Here is a 21,009-nt window from a genome sequence, read left to right on the forward strand (position 1 = left end):
TGCCAGCGGCAAACCGAATTAATCAAAGGTGAGAGGCACATGCCGGTAATTAAAGTACGTGAAAACGAGCCGTTCGACGTAGCTCTGCGTCGCTTCAAGCGTTCCTGCGAAAAAGCAGGTGTTCTGGCGGAAGTTCGTCGTCGTGAGTTCTATGAAAAACCGACTACCGAACGTAAGCGCGCTAAAGCTTCTGCAGTGAAACGTCACGCGAAGAAACTGGCTCGCGAAAACGCACGCCGCACTCGTCTGTACTAATTCCCCGAGAGCGTTGCTCTCCGATCAGACCGAGTTGTAGTTGTAAGGCCGTGCTTCCGAAAGGAATGCGCGGCTTATTTTCGTTTATGAATTGCTAAAAATCGGGGCCTATGGCTGGACGAATCCCACGCGTATTCATTAATGATCTGCTGGCACGCACTGACATCGTCGATCTGATCGATGCCCGTGTGAAGCTGAAAAAGCAGGGCAAGAATTTCCACGCGTGTTGTCCATTCCACAACGAGAAAACCCCATCATTCACCGTTAACGGTGAGAAACAGTTTTACCACTGCTTTGGATGTGGCGCGCACGGCAACGCGATCGACTTCCTGATGAACTACGACAAGCTTGAGTTCGTCGAAACGGTCGAAGAGCTGGCAGCAATGCACAATCTTGAAGTGCCATTTGAAGCAGGTAGCGGCCCCAGCCAGATCGAGCGCCATCAACGACAAACGCTTTATCAGTTGATGGACGGTCTGAATACGTTTTACCAACAATCTTTACAGCAACCTGTTGCCACGTCTGCGCGCCAGTATCTGGAAAAACGCGGATTAAGCCACGAGGTTATCGCCCGCTTTGCGATTGGTTTTGCCCCCCCTGGCTGGGACAACGTCCTGAAGCGGTTTGGCGGCAATCCAGAAAATCGCCAGTCATTGATTGATGCGGGCATGTTGGTCACTAACGATCAGGGGCGCAGTTACGACCGTTTCCGCGAGCGGGTGATGTTCCCCATTCGTGATAAACGCGGTCGGGTGATTGGTTTTGGCGGACGCGTGCTGGGCAACGATACCCCCAAATACCTGAACTCGCCGGAAACGGACATTTTCCATAAAGGCCGCCAGCTTTACGGTCTTTATGAAGCGCAGCAGGATAACGCTGAACCCAATCGTCTGCTTGTGGTCGAAGGCTATATGGACGTGGTGGCGCTGGCGCAATACGGCATTAATTACGCCGTTGCGTCGTTAGGTACGTCAACCACTGCCGATCACATACAACTGTTGTTCCGCGCGACCAACAATGTCATTTGCTGTTATGACGGCGACCGTGCAGGCCGCGATGCCGCCTGGCGAGCGCTGGAAACGGCGCTGCCTTACATGACAGACGGTCGTCAGCTACGCTTTATGTTTTTGCCTGATGGCGAAGACCCTGACACGCTGGTACGAAAAGAAGGTAAAGAAGCGTTTGAAGCGCGGATGGAGCAGGCGATGCCACTCTCCGCATTTCTGTTTAACAGTCTGATGCCGCAAGTTGATCTGAGTACCCCTGACGGGCGCGCACGTTTGAGTACGCTGGCACTGCCATTGATATCGCAAGTGCCGGGCGAAACGCTGCGAATATATCTTCGTCAGGAATTAGGCAACAAATTAGGCATACTTGATGACAGCCAGCTTGAACGATTAATGCCAAAAGCGGCAGAGAGCGGCGTTTCTCGCCCTGTTCCGCAGCTAAAACGCACGACCATGCGTATACTTATAGGGTTGCTGGTGCAAAATCCAGAATTAGCGACGTTGGTCCCGCCGCTTGAGAATCTGGATGAAAATAAGCTCCCTGGACTTGGCTTATTCAGAGAACTGGTCAACACTTGTCTCTCCCAGCCAGGTCTGACCACCGGGCAACTTTTAGAGCACTATCGTGGTACAAATAATGCTGCCACCCTTGAAAAACTGTCGATGTGGGACGATATAGCAGATAAGAATATTGCTGAGCAAACCTTCACCGACTCACTCAACCATATGTTTGATTCGCTGCTTGAACTGCGCCAGGAAGAGTTAATCGCTCGTGAGCGCACGCATGGTTTAAGCAACGAAGAACGCCTGGAGCTCTGGACATTAAACCAGGAGCTGGCGAAAAAGTGATTTAACGGCTTAAGTGCCGAAGAGCGATCGGGAAGCCCCCGACAGCCGCACTGAGAGGCAGCGGCAAATATATAAGTACGCCCTCGTAATTATCGTTGGCGGTAAACAACCGTTGGATTTCAGCGTTAACAGCTGAAGGACATCGGGTCAATCGCCCAACACCAACCTCATGAAATAAGTGTGGATACCGTCTTATGGAGCAAAACCCGCAGTCACAGCTGAAACTTCTTGTCACCCGTGGTAAGGAGCAAGGCTATCTGACCTATGCCGAGGTCAATGACCATCTGCCGGAAGATATCGTCGATTCAGATCAGATCGAAGACATCATCCAAATGATCAACGACATGGGCATTCAGGTGATGGAAGAAGCACCGGATGCCGATGATCTGATGCTGGCTGAAAACACCGCGGACGAAGATGCTGCCGAAGCCGCCGCGCAGGTGCTTTCCAGCGTGGAATCTGAAATCGGGCGCACGACTGACCCGGTACGCATGTACATGCGTGAAATGGGCACCGTTGAACTGTTGACCCGCGAAGGCGAAATTGACATCGCTAAGCGTATTGAAGACGGGATCAACCAGGTTCAATGCTCCGTTGCTGAATATCCGGAAGCGATCACCTATCTGCTGGAACAGTACGATCGTGTTGAAGCAGAAGAAGCGCGTCTGTCCGATCTGATCACCGGCTTTGTTGACCCGAACGCAGAAGAAGATCTGGCACCTACCGCCACTCACGTCGGTTCTGAGCTTTCCCAGGAAGATCTGGACGATGACGAAGATGAAGACGAAGAAGATGGCGATGACGACAGCGCCGATGATGACAACAGCATCGACCCGGAACTGGCTCGCGAAAAATTTGCGGAACTGCGCGCTCAGTACGTTGTAACGCGTGACACCATCAAAGCGAAAGGTCGCAGTCACGCTGCTGCTCAGGAAGAGATCCTGAAACTGTCTGAAGTATTTAAACAGTTCCGCCTGGTGCCGAAGCAGTTTGACTACCTGGTCAACAGCATGCGCGTCATGATGGACCGCGTTCGTACGCAAGAACGTCTGATCATGAAGCTCTGCGTTGAGCAGTGCAAAATGCCGAAGAAAAACTTCATTACCCTGTTTACCGGCAACGAAACCAGCGATACCTGGTTCAACGCGGCAATTGCGATGAACAAGCCGTGGTCGGAAAAACTGCACGATGTCTCTGAAGAAGTGCATCGCGCCCTGCAGAAACTGCAGCAGATTGAAGAAGAAACCGGCCTGACCATCGAGCAGGTTAAAGATATCAACCGTCGTATGTCCATCGGTGAAGCAAAAGCCCGCCGTGCGAAGAAAGAGATGGTTGAAGCGAACTTACGTCTGGTTATTTCTATCGCCAAGAAATACACCAACCGTGGCTTGCAGTTCCTTGACCTGATTCAGGAAGGTAACATCGGCCTGATGAAAGCGGTTGATAAATTCGAATACCGCCGTGGTTACAAGTTCTCCACCTACGCAACCTGGTGGATCCGTCAGGCGATCACCCGTTCTATCGCGGATCAGGCGCGCACCATCCGTATTCCGGTGCATATGATTGAGACTATCAACAAACTCAACCGTATTTCTCGCCAGATGCTGCAAGAGATGGGCCGTGAACCGACGCCGGAAGAACTGGCTGAACGTATGCTGATGCCGGAAGACAAGATCCGCAAAGTGCTGAAGATCGCCAAAGAGCCAATCTCCATGGAAACGCCGATCGGTGATGATGAAGATTCGCATCTGGGGGATTTCATCGAGGATACCACCCTCGAGCTGCCGCTGGATTCTGCGACCACCGAAAGCCTGCGTGCGGCAACGCACGACGTGCTGGCTGGCCTGACCGCGCGTGAAGCGAAAGTTCTGCGTATGCGTTTCGGTATCGATATGAACACCGACCACACGCTGGAAGAAGTGGGTAAACAGTTCGACGTTACCCGCGAACGTATCCGTCAGATCGAAGCGAAGGCGCTGCGCAAACTGCGTCACCCGAGCCGTTCTGAAGTGCTGCGTAGCTTCCTGGACGATTAATTGTAAAGATGTGCATAAGCCCTCCATCGTGAGGGCTTTTTTTTAAGGAAATCTGGCAATGCAGCAAGGATACTACTCTCTCCCCGCCCTTATTTCCGCTCTCGATGCCGGGAAAAAGGTGAAATACCTGTGGTTCTGGGGCCATCAACCTGCCGCGAATCACGAAATTACCGCCTCTTGCTTTAGCCAGTGGTGGCAGGGTTCGCCTTTTACCTATGATGGTATAACCTATGCCACCGCAGAACACTGGATGATGGCGGGAAAAGCGCGGCTGTTTAATGACAGTAAAACACTTGCCAGAATTCTGGCGGCGGCGACCCCGGCAGAAGCCAAAAAGCTGGGGCGACAGGTGACAAACTTTGACGAGCAATGCTGGCAAGCTTGCTGCTTTGATCTGGTCTGCGAAGGGAACTACCATAAATTTAGCCAACATTCGGCATTAAAAACATTCCTGCTGAATACGCAGCCTCGCATTCTGGTTGAAGCCAGCCCGGTGGATAAAATCTGGGGGATTGGCCTTGCAAAAGATCATCCCCATGCCGGTGTGCCATCTCACTGGAAGGGGAAAAATCTGCTGGGATTTGCGCTTATGGTAGTCAGAGACCGTTTGGCGGAAGAATAAGCCAGTAGCGGTGAGGAGCGGTGCCTGGCCCGCTCATAACTTCGTTACACTGTACTTCACAAGCCACGCACTACCAGCGCCTGGTCCAGCTCGCGATACGCTTCAACCAGTTTCTCCAGTGAAACGCGACTTAAACCGCTGGGATTTGGCAGCACCCAAATCTGCGTCGAACCAATGGTGAGCGTTTGTTTCCCCCACTGTGCACCGCGCTGGCTGAATCCCTGTTCATATGCTTGTTTGCCCAGAATCGCCAACGCCTGCGGCTGATAATCTTCTATTTTTTCAATTAGCTTACGCCCGCCTGCGTGCAGCTCCTGCTTTGAAACTTCATTGGCTTGCACCGTTGGACGGTCTACCAGTTTGGTGACGCCACAACGATAATCCAGCAGATGCTGTGCCTCCTGCGGCTTCAACTGACGGTCGGTAAACCCGGCCTGATATATCACCTTCCAGAAGCGATTTGCCGGATGAGCAAAGGGAAAACCAGTCCCGGCGGATGAAAGCCCAGGGTTGATACCGCAAAACACGACCCGTAACCCTGGAGCCAAAATATCCTCAACCATATTTACTCCTTTCTAACATCACCAGGAAAAGTATAACGGATTGAAAATACATTGTTTATAAAAACAGCAGGCGCGCGGTAATGGCTGGATTGCGACACGGAGTTACTTTATAATCCGCTACCATGGCCCCTTAGCTCAGTGGTTAGAGCAGGCGACTCATAATCGCTTGGTCGCTGGTTCAAGTCCAGCAGGGGCCACCAGACATAGCAAAGGCTGACGAGAAATCGTCAGCCTTTTTCTTTATATATATCAGTTACTTTGCGTGCCAGTAAGCCGCTGCACGTACCCGCTGTGGGTCATACTGTTCCGCTTCAAAGCGGCGGCTTAAATTCTTAACGACTTTGCCTTCGCCGGTTATCCAGATGAAGTAATCATCGGCAGGGATTTGCATCTGCGCCAGACGCGCATCTACCGCCTGCTCATCATGTGCCAGCCATTCGATATTAAAACCATCAAGGTGCGCGAGATAATCCTGACAGGCGTTATCCCGCACGCTAACCAGCGCACTAACTTGCGGTTTAACGGCAAGTTTGCTCAACGTTTCCAGGCGGCGGCGCAGTGCGGGCATTCCGGATTCATCGCAGACATACAGCTGATACGCGTAATCTTCCGGCACCACCAGCGAACCGCGCGGACCTGCCACCGTAAGTTTATCGCCCGGTTTCGCCTGCATCGCCCAGCCGCTGGCGACCCCACCGTCGTGAATAAAGAAATCGATCGCCAGTTCATGGCGTAGTTCGTCATACAGCGGCGTATAGTCACGCGACGGTGGGCGTGGTCCTTCCGGCCAGACGATGCCCTCTTCCGTTACCGTTGGCGGCACAAAGTGAGCGTCAGGTTGAGGAAAGAAGAGTTTGCTGTGATCGTCAAAGCCGCGCGACGTAAAACCGTCCAGCGCCTCGCCGCCGAGGACAATGCGCTGAAAACCGGCGCTGATGCGCTCAACGCGTAACACAGTCAGTTCACGGAAGCGCAGATCATTGCGAACGCGCTGCGGGTAGCGGGGGGAGTTATTCATTGTTATCGCCTTCGTGATAGTAATCAGATATATCTAAATAATTTTCGTAAATGATAATGATTGTTAATCATGATAAATGCAAGCGATTTGTAGAACTGATATATCTGTAGTCTGATAAGACGCGCAACCTCTTATCAAGCATCATTGCTCAATGTCGGATGCGGCGTGAACGCCTTATCCGGCCTACGTGTGAGATGAGCCACATTTAAAAATCATTTTTATTCTTGCAAGAGTGCTCATATCAGATATAAATTAGATATATCTAATTAAGCAAAAGGAGGCTGATATGAGCCATCATCACGAAGGGTGTTGTAAACATGAAGGCCAGCCACGCCATGAGGGCTGCTGCAAAGGTGAGAAGTCAGAACACGAGCACTGCGGACACGGTCACCAGCATGAACACGGTCAATGCTGCGGTGGTCGCCACGGTCGCGGCGGCGGTCGTCGGCAACGTTTCTTTGGTCACGGTGAATTACGTCTGGTGATTCTGGATATTCTCTCGCGCGATGACAGCCACGGTTACGAATTGATTAAAGCGATTGAGAATCTAACCCAGGGGAATTACACCCCAAGCCCGGGCGTCATCTACCCAACGCTGGATTTTCTGCAGGAGCAGTCGCTGATTACCATTCGCGAAGAGGAAGGTGGTAAGAAGCAGATTGCGCTGACCGAACAAGGCGCGCAGTGGCTGGAAGAAAACCGCGAACAGGTAGAGATGATTGAAGAACGCATCAAATCGCGTTGCGTTGGCGCTGCGCTGCGCCAGAACCCGCAAATGAAGCGGGCGCTGGATAATTTTAAAGCGGTGCTGGATTTACGCGTCAACCAGAGCGATATCACTGATGCACAAATAAAAAAGATCATTGCGGTGATCGACCGCGCCGCTTTTGATATTACGCAACTGGATTAATCACCGATTGCCGGATCCGGCATACCGATTAATGCAGCACCGTCACCGCGTCTTCCAGTCGGCTGGCGCGGTGTTTCACCATCGCCGACACCTGCGCACTCTCTTCCACTAACTCGGCGTTTTTCTGGGTGATCAGGTTAAGCTCATCCACTGCACGGGTCAGGCTGGAAAGCCCATCGGCCTGTTCCAGCGTTGAATGGCTAATCTGAGCTATCAACTGGGTGACGTTTTTTACCTGCGCCACAATATCTTCCATCGTCCGTCCGGCGGCGTGTACCTGCTGCGAACCAGATTGCACCTTATCAGCACTGGCATCAATCAGCTTGCGAATATCGTTGGCAGCATTGGCGCTGCGGCTGGCTAAATGACGCACTTCCCCCGCCACCACTGCAAAACCTTTGCCCTGTTCGCCGGCACGCGCCGCTTCCACCGCCGCATTCAGGGCCAGAATATTGGTCTGAAACGCAATATCGTTAATCAGCGAAGTAATGGTGCCAATGCGCTGGGTACTGTCGGCAATATCGTCCATTGTCTTGATCACCGTAGTCATCGCCTCCCCGCCCTGCACTGCCGCATTACTGGCGGTGATAGAAAGTTTATCAGCAGCCGACGCCGTGGCAGAGTTCTGTTTCACCGACGCCGCCATCTGGTTCATGGTCGCCACCGTTTGCTGAACGTTATCAACTGTCTGCTGGGTATGTTCGTTCAGTTCATCGGTGCCTTTCGCCAGCGTCTCACTGCCATTTCTGACACTGGACACCTGGCTTGAGACATCGTTAATTAGCCAACGGCACATCAGGCCAAGCTGCCCTACCGCGCGTAATGTCAGCCCCAGCTCATCGCTGCGATTCAGATGCTCAACACTATTACGCTCTCCGGTCGCCACCTTCAGTGCCTGACGGGCGACATTTTCTATCGGGCGGACAATCTGCCATTCAAAACAGGCGCTTGCCAACAATACCACTAACGCACAGAGGATATACGTCACCACCGGGGCAGCAACAAACCAAAGCATGACCGCCAGCAAGATAAACATCAGGGTCATCACGCCACGCGCCCGCCAGCGAAGCGGTAATGAAGGCAGTTTTCCCAGCCAGCCTTTACGCACCACCAGGCCTTTATGAATACGCTTACTGGTACGTCCGGCGTTCAACGCTTTGTACAGCGGCTCCACCGCCGCGATCTCTTCATCCGTCGCCCGGGTACGAATCGACATATAGCCACTGATTTTTCCCTCGCGCACCATCGGTACCGCATTGGCCCGCACCCAATAATGGTCGCCATTTTTGCGGCGATTTTTCACGATGCCGCTCCAGGGCTCCCCTTTTTTCAGGGTGAACCACATATCTGCAAACGCCGCTTTTGGCATATCCGGGTGACGCACCATGTTGTGCGGCTGCCCTTGTAACTCTTGCAAGGTAAAGCCGCTCACCTGCACAAAAGTGTCATTAGCATGAGTGATATAGCTTTGCAGATCGGTAGTGGACATCAGAGTGGTATCGTCCGCCAGCGGGGTATTTTGCTGGGTGACATACGGATGAGAAGACATGTTCGCGTCCTGTGCAGGTTATATGGTTGTTAACTTCTTGTCAGAGTTTATGTCGGCCCCACTGCGGTTATCTTTAACTGATTAATTTGATTTAGATCGCAATTTGCGATTAAAGCATAAATCTAATCCCTTGATTTAAAATACTTTCACTCTGTTACTATACGAAAACGTTAATTATCTTGCCCAAAAATCAGGCAGTTGTTGCCCTGAAAGTGTGCATTTGCGCAGCAATCGCCAAATCCATACCCGACAAAAACCGTGCAAAACAACAACAGATGTTAACAAATAGCATTAAATATTGCACAAATGATAACCACATTTGTGTTTATCCCGATTTTCGCGATCGCAGCCGGAGTGGCGCAATCCCTGCAATACTTAAATCGGTATCATGTGATACGCGAGCCTCCGGAGCATATTTTGAACAGGTTACCTTCGAGCGCATCGGCTTTAGCGTGCAGCGCCCACGCCCTGAATCTCATTGAAAAGCGAACGTTGGATCATGAGGAGATGAAAGCACTTAACCGGGAGGTGATTGAATACTTCAAAGAGCATGTCAATCCGGGGTTTTTAGAGTATCGAAAATCTGTTACCGCCGGCGGGGATTACGGAGCCGTAGAGTGGCAAGCGGGAGGTTTAAATACGCTTGTCGACACCCAGGGACAGGAGTTTATCGACTGCCTTGGAGGTTTTGGAATTTTCAACGTGGGGCACCGTAATCCAGTTGTGGTTTCCGCCGTACAGAATCAACTTGCGAAACAACCGCTTCACAGCCAGGAGCTGCTCGATCCGTTACGGGCGATGCTGGCGAAAACCCTTGCGGCGCTAACGCCCGGTAAACTGAAATACAGCTTCTTCTGTAATAGCGGCACCGAGTCCGTTGAAGCAGCGCTGAAGCTGGCGAAGGCTTATCAGTCACCGCGCGGCAAGTTTACTTTTATTGCCACCAGCGGCGCGTTCCACGGTAAATCACTTGGCGCGCTGTCGGCCACGGCGAAATCGACCTTCCGCAAACCATTTATGCCGCTGCTGCCAGGGTTCCGTCATGTACCGTTTGGCAATATCGAAGCCATGCGCACGGCCCTTAGCGAGTGCAAAAAAACCGGTGATGATGTGGCTGCAGTGATCCTCGAACCGATTCAGGGCGAAGGTGGCGTCATTCTGCCGCCGCCAGGCTATCTCACCGCCGTGCGTAAGCTGTGCGATGAGTTCGGCGCACTGATGATCCTCGATGAAGTACAAACGGGCATGGGGCGCACGGGCAAGATGTTCGCCTGCGAGCATGAGAACGTACAGCCGGACATCCTGTGTCTGGCAAAAGCCCTCGGCGGCGGCGTGATGCCGATTGGCGCAACCATCGCCACTGAAGAGGTGTTTTCCGTTCTGTTCGACAACCCGTTCCTGCATACCACCACCTTTGGCGGCAACCCGCTGGCCTGTGCGGCGGCGCTGGCGACCATCAATGTGTTGCTGGAGCAGAACTTACCGGCTCAGGCTGAACAAAAAGGCGATATGTTGCTGGACGGTTTTCGTCAACTGGCGCGGGAATATCCCGATCTGGTACAGGAAGCGCGTGGTAAAGGGATGTTGATGGCGATTGAGTTTGTTGATAACGAAATCGGCTATAACTTTGCCAGCGAGATGTTCCGCCAGCGCGTCCTGGTGGCCGGAACACTCAACAACGCTAAAACGATCCGCATTGAACCGCCACTGACACTGACCATTGAACAGTGTGAACAGGTGATCAAAGCGGCGCGTAAGGCGCTGGCGGCCATACGAGTCAGTGTCGAAGAAGCGTAATATCAAATCGGATGGCGATTCGACGTCGCCATCCGATCTTTTTATACGATACGTACGCCCGCAGGCATCATCCGCTCCGGCGTTAACAGCACGCTTTCACTGCCGTCATCGGTTTCCGCACACAACAGCATGCATTCCGACGTTTCACCGCGCATTTTCGCTTTTTGCAGATTGCATAAGACCACCACTGTTTTTCCCATCAGCTCTTCTTCGCTGTAGTACGGCACCAGGCTGGTCACGGTTTGCAGCGTTTTTTCACCCACATCAACCTGTACGATGTACAGCTTGTCGGCGTTTTCATGGCGTTTCACTTCCACAATCTTTCCGACGCGCATTTCCAGACGTGCAAAATCAGCGTAAGCCACGGTTTCCATTGTTTCCTCCCTTCGGGTAAAATTTTACTAAACTATAGCAAAAATTTTTCTCAATCCTGTAGGCTAAAAATGGAGAATGCAGGCGTGATCACATTCGCAAGCCGCTGTGTTACCGTTACAGCGTCAAAGAAACGCGCTTTATTTACTGAAAACAGGTGACCCGATAAGCACTTCCTCTACAATGGGGCGCACATCAGGGAAAGTAAAAAAGGTAAACATGGCAACACTAAAAGACATCGCAATCGAAGCTGGCGTATCCCTGGCGACAGTATCCAGGGTCTTAAATGACGATCCGACATTGAATGTGAAAGAAGAGACGAAACATCGCATTCTCGAGATCGCCGAAAAGCTGGAGTACAAGACCAGTAGTGCCCGTAAACTCCAGACAGGTGCAGTCAACCAACACCATATTCTGGCTATCTACAGCTACCAACAGGAGCTGGAGATCAACGATCCTTACTATCTGGCGATCCGCCACGGCATTGAAACCCAGTGCGAAAAACTGGCGATCGAACTGACCAACTGTTATGAACACAGCGGCTTACCAGACATTAAAAACGTCACCGGTATTTTAATTGTCGGCAAACCCACGCCCGCCCTGCGCGCCGCCGCTTGTGCGTTGACCGACAATATCTGCTTTATCGACTTTCACGAACCCGGCAGCGGTTACGATGCGGTGGATATCGATCTGGCACGTATCAGTAAAGAAATCATCGATTTCTATATCAATCAGGGCGTTAATCGTATTGGTTTTATTGGCGGTGAAGACTTGCCTGGCAAGGCGGATATTCGTGAGGTCGCCTTTGTGGAATATGGTCGTCTGAAACACGTGGTACGCGAAGAGGATATCTGGCGCGGCGGTTTTTCCAGTTCGTCGGGCTATGAACTGGCAAAACAGATGCTGGCGCAGGAAGACTACCCGAAGGCGTTGTTTGTCGCTTCTGATTCCATTGCTATCGGCGTACTGCGGGCAATTCATGAACGAGGCCTGAACATCCCACAGGATATTTCGCTTATCAGCGTGAACGACATCCCCACCGCGCGATTTACCTTTCCGCCGCTCTCAACCGTGCGCATCCATTCCGAGATGATGGGAAGTCAGGGCGTTAACCTGTTGTATGAAAAGGCTCGCGATGGTCGCGCGCTGCCGCTGTTAGTCTTCGTTCCCAGCAAATTAAAACTCCGCGGCACGACCCGCTAAATCCCCTTACACACTGTCCGGCAATCGTTTTTGCCGGACAGTGCTGCCGTTTATTTTCGTGATCCAGTTAAAGTAAATGCATTTACCTGCTACTTTTTAGTAAAAATTTTACTAAACTCCCCAGCAATTACACAAACTACCATCACCATGAATGGTTCCGATTTCTCTCTACCGGGAGGCCCTATGAATCGCTGGGAAAACATTCAGCTCACCCACGAAAACCGACTTGCGCCGCGTGCGTACTTTTTTTCATATGATTCTGTTGCGCAGGCGCGTACTTTTGCCCGTGAAACCAGCAGCCTGTTTCTGTCCTTAAGCGGTCAGTGGAATTTCCACTTTTTTGACCATCCGCTGCAAGTACCAGAAGCCTTCACCTCTGAGTTAATGGCTGACTGGGGGCATATTACCGTCCCCGCCATGTGGCAAATGGAAGGTCACGGCAAACTGCAATATACCGACGAAGGTTTTCCATTCCCCATCGATGTGCCGTTTGTTCCCAGCGATAACCCAACCGGTGCCTATCAACGTATTTTCACCCTCAGCGAAGGCTGGCAGGGTAAACAGACGCTGATCAAATTTGACGGTGTCGAAACCTATTTTGAAGTCTACGTTAACGGTCAGTATGTGGGGTTCAGCAAGGGCAGTCGCCTGACCGCAGAGTTTGACATCAGCGCGATGGTTAAAACCGGCGACAACCTGTTGTGTGTGCGCGTGATGCAATGGGCGGACTCTACCTACGTGGAAGACCAGGATATGTGGTGGTCGGCGGGGATTTTCCGCGATGTTTATCTGATCGGAAAACAACTCACGCATATTAACGATTTCACCGTTCGTACCGACTTTGACGAAGCCTATTGCGATGCCACGCTTTCCTGCGAAGTGGTGCTGGAAAATCTCGCCGCCTCCCCTGTCGTCACGACGCTGGAATATACCCTGTTTGATGGGGAACGCCTGGTGCACAGCAGCGCCATTGATCATTTGGCAATTGAAAAACTGACCAGCGCCAGCTTTGCTTTTACTGTCGAACAGCCCCAGCAATGGTCAGCAGAATCCCCTTATCTTTACCATCTGGTCATGACGCTGAAAGACGCCGACGGCAACGTTCTGGAAGTGGTGCCACAACGCGTTGGCTTCCGTGATATCAAAGTGCGCGACGGTCTGTTCTGGATCAATAACCGTTATGTGATGCTGCATGGCGTCAACCGCCACGACAATGATCATCGCAAAGGCCGCGCCGTTGGGATGGATCGCGTCGAGAAAGATCTCCAGTTGATGAAGCAGCACAACATCAATTCCGTGCGTACCGCTCACTACCCGAACGATCCTCGTTTTTACGAACTGTGTGATATCTACGGCCTGTTTGTGATGGCGGAAACCGACGTCGAATCGCACGGCTTTGCTAACGTCGGCGATATCAGCCGCATTACCGACGATCCGCAGTGGGAAAACGTCTACGTCGAGCGCATTGTTCGCCATATTCACGCGCAGAAAAACCATCCGTCGATCATCATCTGGTCGCTGGGCAATGAATCCGGCTATGGCTGTAACATCCGCGCGATGTACCATGCGGCGAAGGCGCTGGATGACACGCGACTGGTGCATTACGAAGAAGATCGCGATGCTGAAGTGGTCGATATTATTTCCACCATGTACACCCGCGTGCCGCTGATGAATGAGTTTGGTGAATACCCGCATCCGAAGCCGCGCATCATCTGTGAATATGCTCATGCGATGGGGAACGGACCAGGTGGGCTGACGGAGTACCAGAACGTCTTCTACAAGCACGATTGCATTCAGGGACATTATGTCTGGGAATGGTGCGACCACGGGATCCAGGCGCAGGATGACAATGGCAACGTCTGGTATAAATTCGGCGGCGACTACGGCGACTATCCCAACAACTATAACTTCTGTCTTGATGGTTTGATCTATTCCGATCAGACGCCGGGACCAGGCCTGAAAGAGTACAAACAGGTTATTGCGCCGGTAAAAATCCACGCGCTGGATCTGACTCGCGGCGAGTTGAAAGTCGAAAATAAACTATGGTTTACCACGCTTGATGACTACACCCTGCACGCAGAGGTGCGCGCCGAAGGTGAAACACTCGCGACGCAGCAGATTAAACTGCGCGACGTTGCGCCGAACAGCGAAGCCCCCTTGCAGATCACGCTGCCGCAGCTGGACGCCCGCGAAGCGTTCCTCAACATTACGGTGACCAAAGATTCCCGCACCCGCTACAGCGAAGCCGGGCATTCTATCGCCACTTATCAGTTCCCGCTGAAGGAAAACACCGCGCAGCCAGTGCCTTTCGCACCAAATAATGCGCGTCCGCTGACGCTGGAAGACGATCGTTTGAGCTGCACCGTTCGCGGCTACAACTTCGCGATCACCTTCTCAAAAATGAGTGGCAAACCGACATCCTGGCAGGTGAATGGCGAGTCGCTGCTGACCCGCGAGCCAAAGATCAACTTCTTCAAGCCAATGATCGACAACCACAAGCAGGAGTACGAAGGACTGTGGCAACCGAATCATTTGCAGATCATGCAGGAACATCTGCGCGACTTTGCCGTTGAGCAAAGTGATGATGAAGTGTTGATCATCAGCCGCACGGTTATTGCCCCACCGGTGTTTGACTTCGGGATGCGCTGTACCTACATCTGGCGCATCGCTGCCGATGGTCAGGTTAATGTGGCGCTTTCCGGCGAACGTTACGGCGACTATCCGCACATCATTCCGTGCATCGGTTTCACCATGGGGATTAACGGCGAATACGACCAGGTAGCATATTACGGACGTGGACCGGGCGAAAACTACGCCGACAGCCAGCAGGCTAACATCATCGATATCTGGCGCAGCACCGTCGATGCCATGTTCGAGAACTATCCCTTCCCGCAGAACAACGGCAACCGTCAGCATGTCCGCTGGACGGCACTGACTAACCGCCACGGCAACGGTCTGCTGGTGGTTCCGCAGCGCCCCATTAACTTCAGCGCCTGGCGCTATACCCAGGAAAACATCCACGCTGCCCAGCACTGTAACGAGCTTCAGCGCAGTGATGACATCACTCTGAATCTCGACCACCAGCTGCTTGGCCTCGGCTCCAACTCCTGGGGCAGCGAGGTGCTGGACTCCTGGCGCGTCTGGTTCCGTGACTTCAGCTACGGCTTTACGTTGCTGCCGGTTTCTGGCGGAGAAGCTACCGCGCAAAGCCTGGCGTCGTATGAGTTCGGCGCAGGGTTCTTTTCCACGAATTTGCACAGCGAGAATAAGCAATGAGGATCATCGATAACTTAGAACAGTTCCGCCAGATTTACGCCTCTGGCAAGAAGTGGCAACGATGCGTTGAAGCGATTGAAAATATCGACAACATTCAGCCTGGCGTCGCCCACTCCATCGGTGACTCATTGACTTACCGCGTGGAGACGGACTCCGCGACCGATGCGCTATTTACCGGGCATCGACGCTATTTTGAAGTGCATTACTACCTGCAAGGGCAGCAAAAAATTGAATATGCGCCGAAAGAGACATTACAGGTTGTGGAATATTATCGTGATGAAACTGACCGTGAATATTTAAAAGGCTGCGGAGAAACCGTAGAGGTCCACGAAGGGCAAATCGTTATTTGCGATAACCATGAAGCATATCGGTTTATCTGCAATAACGCGGTCAAAAAAGTGGTTCTCAAAGTCACCATCGAAGATGGTTATTTCCATAACAAATAACAACTACGGCGGCAAAAGGAGTTTGCCGCCACCGCTACCCTACTCATTTTCGGAGATGTGTTATGTCTGATACCAAACGTAATACAATCGGCAAATTCGGCTTGCTCTCGCTGACTTTTGCCGCCGTTTACAGCTTTAACAACGTTATCAATAATAATATTGAGCTTGGACTGGCCTCGGCACCGATGTTTTTCCTCGCGACGATTTTTTATTTTATTCCCTTCTGTCTGATCATTGCAGAATTTGTTTCGTTAAATAAAAACTCAGAAGCCGGTGTCTACGCGTGGGTAAAAAGTTCGCTGGGCGGACGTTGGGCATTTATTACTGCCTATACCTACTGGTTCGTAAACCTGTTCTTTTTCACCTCGCTGTTACCGCGCGTTATTGCTTATGCTTCGTATGCCTTCCTCGGCTACGAATATATTATGACGCCGGTTGCCACCACCATTATCAGTATGGTGCTGTTCGCCTTCTCCACATGGGTTTCCACCAACGGGGCGAAAATGCTGGGGCCAATCACCTCCGTCACTTCAACGCTGATGCTGCTGTTAACGCTCTCCTACATTTTACTGGCAGGTACGGCACTGGTTGGCGGCGTACAGCCTGCCGATCCGATCACCGTTGACGCGATGATCCCGAACTTCAACTGGGCGTTCCTCGGCGTGACCACCTGGATCTTTATGGCCGCAGGTGGCGCGGAGTCCGTCGCGGTGTACGTTAACGACGTCAAAGGCGGTTCGAAATCGTTCGTTAAAGTGATCATCCTCGCCGGGATTTTTATCGGCGTACTGTATTCCGTCTCCTCGGTGCTGATTAACGTCTTCGTCAGCAGCAAAGAGTTGAAATTTACTGGCGGATCGGTACAGGTATTCCACGGCATGGCGGCGTATTTTGGTCTACCGGAAGCACTGATGAATCGCTTTGTCGGTCTGGTGTCCTTTACCGCGATGTTCGGTTCCCTGCTGATGTGGACGGCAACGCCGGTGAAAATTTTCTTCTCCGAAATTCCGGAAGGCATCTTTGGTAAGAAAACCGTCGAACTGAACGAAAACGGCGTTCCGGCGCGCGCAGCGTGGATCCAGTTCCTGATCGTCATCCCGCTGATGATTATCCCGATGCTCGGTTCCAATACCGTGCAGGATCTGATGAATACCATTATTAATATGACCGCCGCAGCGTCCATGCTTCCGCCGTTATTCATCATGCTGGCTTACCTGAATTTACGCGCCAAATTAGATCACCTGCCACGCGATTTCCGTATGGGTTCCCGACGCACCGGTATTATCGTTGTTTCAATGCTGATTGCGATATTTGCTGTAGGGTTTGTCGCTTCGACATTCCCGACTGGCGCGAATATTCTGACCATCATTTTTTATAACGTCGGCGGTATTGTTATCTTCCTCCGCTTTGCGTGGTGGAAATACAGTAAATATATAAAGGGATTAACGGCTGAAGAGCGCCATATTGAAGCGACGCCAGCCAGCAATGTTGATTAAGCAGAATAATAAAAAATGAGCAGGCATTTTCCCTCTTCCTGGATGGGGAGAGGGAAAATAGTTTCTGCCTTTATATTTTTATAATTACAACGATAAAAGGCTGTACTTTTTCTTTAGCTCATGGATTAACACAATGAAATTAATCACTGCACCATGCAGAGCATTACTTGCTCTGCCGTTTTGCTACGCCTTTTCTGCGGCCGCTGAAGAAGCACGTCCGGCAGAACATGACGACACAAAAACACCCGCAATTACCTCGACATCTTCTCCTTCATTTCGTTTTTACGGCGAATTAGGGGTTGGTGGGTATATGGATTTAGAGGGTGAGAATAAACATAAATACAGCGACGGCACCTATATTGAAGGTGGCCTGGAGATGAAGTACGGCTCCTGGTTCGGCCTGATTTACGGCGAAGGCTGGACCGTGCAGGCCGACCACGACGGTAATGCCTGGGTGCCTGACCATAGCTGGGGCGGTTTCGAAGGTGGGATTAACCGTTTCTATGGCGGTTATCGTACCAATGATGGCACCGAAATCATGCTCAGTCTGCGTCAGGATTCCTCGCTGGATGATCTGCAATGGTGGGGCGACTTCACCCCCGATCTGGGCTACGTCATTCCCAATACCCGCGACATTATGACCGCGCTGAAGGTGCAGAACTTAACCGGCAACTTTCGTTATAGCGTCACCGCCACACCAGCCGGACATCATGACGAAAGCAAAGCCTGGCTACATTTTGGCAAATACGATCGCTACGACGACAAATACACTTATCCGGCAATGATGAACGGTTACATCCAGTATGACCTTGCAGAAGGTATCACCTGGATGAACGGTCTGGAAATCACCGACGGCACAGGACAACTCTATCTGACGGGCCTGCTTACCCCTAACTTTGCCGCTCGCGCCTGGCACCATACCGGACGCGCCGACGGGCTGGACGTACCGGGAAGTGAAAGCGGGATGATGGTGAGCGCCATGTATGAAGCGTTAAAAGGCGTTTATCTCTCCACCGCTTACACCTACGCCAAACATCGCCCTGACCACGCTGACGATGAAACCACCTCTTTCATGCAGTTTGGTATCTGGTACGAATACGGCGGCGGACGTTTCGCAACGGCTTTTGATAGCCGCTTCTACATGAAAAATGCCTCTCACGATCCCAGCGACCAACTCTTCCTGATGCAATATTTCTACTGGTAATAAGGACTGTAATTTCATGAAAATCAAAACTATTTTAACGCCAGTAACCTGCGCTCTGCTGATAAGTTTTTCCGCCCATGCCGCTAACGCCGACAATTATAAAAACGTGATTAACCGTACTGGCGCGCCGCAGTACATGAAGGATTACGATTACGACGATCACCAGCGTTTTAATCCGTTTTTCGATCTCGGAGCCTGGCATGGTCATCTGTTGCCAGACGGCCCGAACACCATGGGAGGTTTTCCTGGCGTTGCGCTGCTGACGGAAGAATACATCAACTTTATGGCCAGCAATTTCGATCGCCTGACCGTCTGGCAAGACGGCAAGAAAGTCGACTTCACGCTGGAGGCATACAGTATTCCCGGCGCGCTGGTGCAAAAACTGACAGCAAAAGATGTGCAGGTCGAAATGACTCTGCGCTTCGCCACGCCGCGCACATCACTACTGGAAACCAAAATCACCAGCGATAAACCGCTGGATCTGGTGTGGGATGGTGAACTGCTGGAAAAACTGGAAGCGAAAGAAGGGAAACCGCTTTCCGATAAAACCATTGCTGGCGAATACCCTGACTATCAGCGCAAAATCAGCGCCACCCGTGATGGCCTGAAAGTCACCTTTGGCAAAGTGCGCGCCACCTGGGATCTGCTGACCTCCGGTGAATCAGAATATCAGGTGCATAAATCCCTGCCAGTGCAGACTGAAATCAACGGCAATCGCTTTACCAGTAAGGCGCATATCAACGGTTCGACCACGCTCTATACCACCTATTCCCATCTGCTGACCGCTCAGGAAGTTAGCAAAGAGCAAATGCAGATCCGCGATATTCTGGCGCGTCCGGCGTTTTATCTCACCGCCTCGCAGCAACGCTGGGAAGAGTATCTGAAGAAAGGGTTAACCAATCCGGATGCGACGCCGGAACAGACGCGCGTCGCGGTGAAAGCCATCGAAACACTCAACGGTAACTGGCGCTCACCGGGCGGGGCGGTGAAATTTAATACCGTCACACCGTCGGTGACCGGACGCTGGTTCTCCGGCAATCAGACCTGGCCGTGGGATACCTGGAAACAGGCGTTTGCGATGGCGCATTTCAATCCGGACATCGCCAAAGAGAATATCCGCGCGGTCTTCTCCTGGCAGATCCAACCTGGCGACACCGTGCGTCCACAGGATGTGGGATTTGTCTCCGACCTGATTGCGTGGAACCTTAGCCCCGAGCGTGGCGGCGATGGCGGCAACTGGAACGAACGCAATACCAAGCCCAGCCTTGCCGCCTGGTCGGTGATGGAAGTGTACAACGTCACCCAGGATAAAACCTGGCTGGCAGAGATGTACCCGAAACTGGTGGCCTATCACGACTGGTGGTTACGTAACCGCGATCATAACGGCAACGGCGTGCCGGAATATGGCGCGACCCGCGATAAAGCCCATAACACCAAGAGCGGCGAGATGCTGTTTACGGTGAAAAAAGGCGATAAAGAAGAGACGCTGTCTGGGCTGAACAACTACGCCCGCGTGGTGGAGAAAGGCCAGTACGACAGTCTGGAAATCCCGGCACAAGTTGCTGCGTCGTGGGAATCAGGTCGTGATGACGCCGCCGTCTTTGGGTTTATCGACAAAGAACAGCTGGATAAATATGTCGCTAACGGCGGCAAACGTAGCGACTGGACGGTGAAATTCGCCGAAAACCGCAGTCAGGACGGAACGTTGCTGGGCTACTCGCTATTGCAGGAGTCGGTGGATCAGGCCAGCTATATGTACAGCGATAACCATTATCTGGCGGAGATGGCAACCATACTCGGTAAGCCGGAAGAGGCCAAACGCTATCGCCAGTTGGCACAGCAGCTCGCGGACTACATCAACACCTGTATGTTCGACCCGACTACACAGTTCTACTATGACGTGCGCATTGAAGATAAACCACTGGCGAACGGCTGCGCGGGCAAACCGATTGTTGAGCGCGGTAAAGGGCCAGAAGGCTGGTCGCCGCTGTTTAACGGTGCGGCAACGCAGGCCAACGCCGACGCGGTGGTGAAGGTGATGCTCGATCCTAAAGAGTTCAACACCTTTGTACCGCTGGGAACGGCAGCGTTAACCAACCCGGCTTTTGGCGCTGATATCTACTGGCGCGGGCGCGTATGGGTAGATCAGTTCTGGTTTGGTCTGAAAGGAATGGAGCGTTACGGTTATCGTGATGATGCCCTGAAACTGGCGGATACGTTCTTCCAGCATGCCAAAGGATTAACCGCCGATGGCCCGATTCAGGAGAATTACAACCCGCTGACTGGCGCACAGCAAGGCGCACCAAATTTCTCCTGGAGTGCCGCGCATTTGTATATGTTGTATAACGATTTTTTCCGTAAGCAGTAATTTTTCCCGATGCCGGACGACTGTATTACCGCCGTCCG

The 21,009-nt window shown here is 52.1% G+C and carries 16 protein-coding genes and 1 tRNA gene; 13 read left to right on the forward strand and 4 right to left on the reverse strand.

Translation table 11 applies throughout. The features are described 5' to 3' along the window. Nucleotides 1-39 precede the first annotated feature (39 nt). The 4 genes from rpsU to ACJHWR_RS03115 all read left to right on the forward strand — a co-directional run bounded on the left by rpsU (nt 40) and on the right by ACJHWR_RS03115 (nt 4,769). Nucleotides 40-255, forward strand: coding sequence for a 30S ribosomal protein S21 (gene rpsU / locus ACJHWR_RS03100; protein WP_001144069.1), 216 nt, complete (start codon nt 40-42; stop codon nt 253-255). Between the two features lie 110 nt (nt 256-365). Then, entirely contained in the window at nt 366-2,111 is a 1,746-nt protein-coding gene (gene dnaG / locus ACJHWR_RS03105; RefSeq protein WP_000918827.1) for a DNA primase, read from the forward strand. A gap of 194 nt (nt 2,112-2,305) precedes the next feature. Continuing rightward, the gene (gene rpoD / locus ACJHWR_RS03110) at nt 2,306-4,147 is read left to right on the forward strand and encodes an RNA polymerase sigma factor RpoD (protein ID WP_000437371.1); all 1,842 of its coding nucleotides are present in this window, start codon (nt 2,306-2,308) and stop codon (nt 4,145-4,147) included. 58 nt (nt 4,148-4,205) lie between these two features. Further along, nucleotides 4,206-4,769: an NADAR family protein gene (locus tag ACJHWR_RS03115; RefSeq protein WP_001183949.1), complete on the forward strand. Its 564-nt coding sequence runs from the start codon at nt 4,206-4,208 to the stop codon at nt 4,767-4,769. Between the two features lie 56 nt (nt 4,770-4,825). Here the strand turns inward: ACJHWR_RS03115 and mug are convergent, their stop codons facing one another. Further along, nucleotides 4,826-5,332: a G/U mismatch-specific DNA glycosylase gene (gene mug / locus ACJHWR_RS03120; protein WP_000228936.1), complete on the reverse strand. Its 507-nt coding sequence runs from the start codon at nt 5,330-5,332 to the stop codon at nt 4,826-4,828. 124 nt (nt 5,333-5,456) lie between these two features. Between mug and ACJHWR_RS03125 the strand changes: the two genes are divergently transcribed. Beyond that, nucleotides 5,457-5,532: transfer RNA gene (locus ACJHWR_RS03125), tRNA-Ile, on the forward strand. 53 nt (nt 5,533-5,585) lie between these two features. Here ACJHWR_RS03125 and nfeF read toward each other — a convergent pair. Continuing rightward, nucleotides 5,586-6,350 carry an NADPH-dependent ferric chelate reductase NfeF gene (gene nfeF, locus ACJHWR_RS03130; RefSeq protein WP_001065890.1) on the reverse strand — a complete coding sequence of 255 codons (765 nt, stop codon included), beginning with the start codon at nt 6,348-6,350 and terminating at the stop codon, nt 5,586-5,588. 286 nt (nt 6,351-6,636) lie between these two features. Between nfeF and nfeR the strand changes: the two genes are divergently transcribed. Next, the gene (gene nfeR, locus ACJHWR_RS03135) at nt 6,637-7,260 is read left to right on the forward strand and encodes a DNA-binding transcriptional regulator NfeR (RefSeq protein ID WP_000018011.1); all 624 of its coding nucleotides are present in this window, start codon (nt 6,637-6,639) and stop codon (nt 7,258-7,260) included. A 28-nt stretch (nt 7,261-7,288) separates the two neighbouring features. On the opposite strand, the gene aer is transcribed toward nfeR, so the two are convergent. Beyond that, on the reverse strand, nt 7,289-8,809 hold the full coding sequence (aer, locus tag ACJHWR_RS03140; RefSeq protein WP_000094690.1) for an aerotaxis sensor receptor Aer: 1,521 nt from the start codon (nt 8,807-8,809) through the stop codon (nt 7,289-7,291). A 417-nt stretch (nt 8,810-9,226) separates the two neighbouring features. On the opposite strand from aer, the gene ygjG reads away from it, so the two are divergent. Further along, nucleotides 9,227-10,606: a putrescine aminotransferase gene (gene ygjG / locus ACJHWR_RS03145; protein ID WP_032189062.1), complete on the forward strand. Its 1,380-nt coding sequence runs from the start codon at nt 9,227-9,229 to the stop codon at nt 10,604-10,606. 41 nt (nt 10,607-10,647) lie between these two features. Here the strand turns inward: ygjG and ACJHWR_RS03150 are convergent, their stop codons facing one another. Beyond that, nucleotides 10,648-10,980 carry a tRNA-binding protein gene (locus tag ACJHWR_RS03150; protein ID WP_000450588.1) on the reverse strand — a complete coding sequence of 111 codons (333 nt, stop codon included), beginning with the start codon at nt 10,978-10,980 and terminating at the stop codon, nt 10,648-10,650. A 217-nt stretch (nt 10,981-11,197) separates the two neighbouring features. Between ACJHWR_RS03150 and ebgR the strand changes: the two genes are divergently transcribed. The 6 genes from ebgR to ygjK all read left to right on the forward strand — a co-directional run bounded on the left by ebgR (nt 11,198) and on the right by ygjK (nt 20,971). After that, complete coding sequence (gene ebgR / locus ACJHWR_RS03155) at nt 11,198-12,181, forward strand: transcriptional regulator EbgR (RefSeq protein WP_000212459.1); 984 nt, start codon at nt 11,198-11,200, stop codon at nt 12,179-12,181. Nucleotides 12,182-12,364: 183 nt separating this feature from the next. After that, a complete protein-coding gene (ebgA, locus tag ACJHWR_RS03160) occupies nt 12,365-15,457 on the forward strand; it encodes a beta-galactosidase subunit alpha (RefSeq protein ID WP_001082929.1) in 3,093 nt (1,030 codons plus the stop codon). Beyond that, entirely contained in the window at nt 15,454-15,903 is a 450-nt protein-coding gene (locus ACJHWR_RS03165; RefSeq protein WP_001219956.1) for a beta-galactosidase subunit beta, read from the forward strand. The genes ebgA and ACJHWR_RS03165 overlap by 4 nt, the downstream gene beginning before the upstream one ends. A 62-nt stretch (nt 15,904-15,965) precedes the next feature. Further along, entirely contained in the window at nt 15,966-17,399 is a 1,434-nt protein-coding gene (locus tag ACJHWR_RS03170) for an amino acid permease (RefSeq protein WP_001285449.1), read from the forward strand. Between the two features lie 133 nt (nt 17,400-17,532). Next, nucleotides 17,533-18,603 (forward strand): protein YgjJ, encoded by a 1,071-nt coding sequence (gene ygjJ, locus ACJHWR_RS03175; protein WP_000767637.1) that lies wholly within the window; start codon nt 17,533-17,535, stop codon nt 18,601-18,603. Nucleotides 18,604-18,619: 16 nt separating this feature from the next. Then, nucleotides 18,620-20,971, forward strand: coding sequence for an alpha-glucosidase (ygjK, locus tag ACJHWR_RS03180; protein ID WP_000695467.1), 2,352 nt, complete (start codon nt 18,620-18,622; stop codon nt 20,969-20,971). Nucleotides 20,972-21,009: the final 38 nt, after the last annotated feature.

The sequence above is a fragment of the Escherichia sp. WS568 genome (genome assembly GCF_046486085.1).
Classification (GTDB): Bacteria; Pseudomonadota; Gammaproteobacteria; order Enterobacterales; family Enterobacteriaceae; genus Escherichia; species Escherichia coli.

Excerpts from the sequence above, each read along its gene's own strand:
- nfeR (WP_000018011.1), top strand. The coding sequence starts at position 6,637 with ATGAGCCATCATCACGAAGGGTGTTGTAAACATGAAGGCCAGCCACGC.
- ygjJ (WP_000767637.1), top strand. The coding sequence starts at position 17,533 with ATGAAATTAATCACTGCACCATGCAGAGCATTACTTGCTCTGCCGTTT.
- ACJHWR_RS03170 (WP_001285449.1), top strand. The coding sequence starts at position 15,966 with ATGTCTGATACCAAACGTAATACAATCGGCAAATTCGGCTTGCTCTCG.
- ebgA (WP_001082929.1), top strand. The coding sequence starts at position 12,365 with ATGAATCGCTGGGAAAACATTCAGCTCACCCACGAAAACCGACTTGCG.
- rpsU (WP_001144069.1), top strand. The coding sequence starts at position 40 with ATGCCGGTAATTAAAGTACGTGAAAACGAGCCGTTCGACGTAGCTCTG.
- nfeF (WP_001065890.1), bottom strand. The coding sequence starts at position 6,350 with ATGAATAACTCCCCCCGCTACCCGCAGCGCGTTCGCAATGATCTGCGC.
- ebgR (WP_000212459.1), top strand. The coding sequence starts at position 11,198 with ATGGCAACACTAAAAGACATCGCAATCGAAGCTGGCGTATCCCTGGCG.
- ACJHWR_RS03115 (WP_001183949.1), top strand. The coding sequence starts at position 4,206 with ATGCAGCAAGGATACTACTCTCTCCCCGCCCTTATTTCCGCTCTCGAT.
- mug (WP_000228936.1), bottom strand. The coding sequence starts at position 5,332 with ATGGTTGAGGATATTTTGGCTCCAGGGTTACGGGTCGTGTTTTGCGGT.
- ygjK (WP_000695467.1), top strand. The coding sequence starts at position 18,620 with ATGAAAATCAAAACTATTTTAACGCCAGTAACCTGCGCTCTGCTGATA.
- rpoD (WP_000437371.1), top strand. The coding sequence starts at position 2,306 with ATGGAGCAAAACCCGCAGTCACAGCTGAAACTTCTTGTCACCCGTGGT.
- dnaG (WP_000918827.1), top strand. The coding sequence starts at position 366 with ATGGCTGGACGAATCCCACGCGTATTCATTAATGATCTGCTGGCACGC.
- ACJHWR_RS03165 (WP_001219956.1), top strand. The coding sequence starts at position 15,454 with ATGAGGATCATCGATAACTTAGAACAGTTCCGCCAGATTTACGCCTCT.
- ACJHWR_RS03150 (WP_000450588.1), bottom strand. The coding sequence starts at position 10,980 with ATGGAAACCGTGGCTTACGCTGATTTTGCACGTCTGGAAATGCGCGTC.
- aer (WP_000094690.1), bottom strand. The coding sequence starts at position 8,809 with ATGTCTTCTCATCCGTATGTCACCCAGCAAAATACCCCGCTGGCGGAC.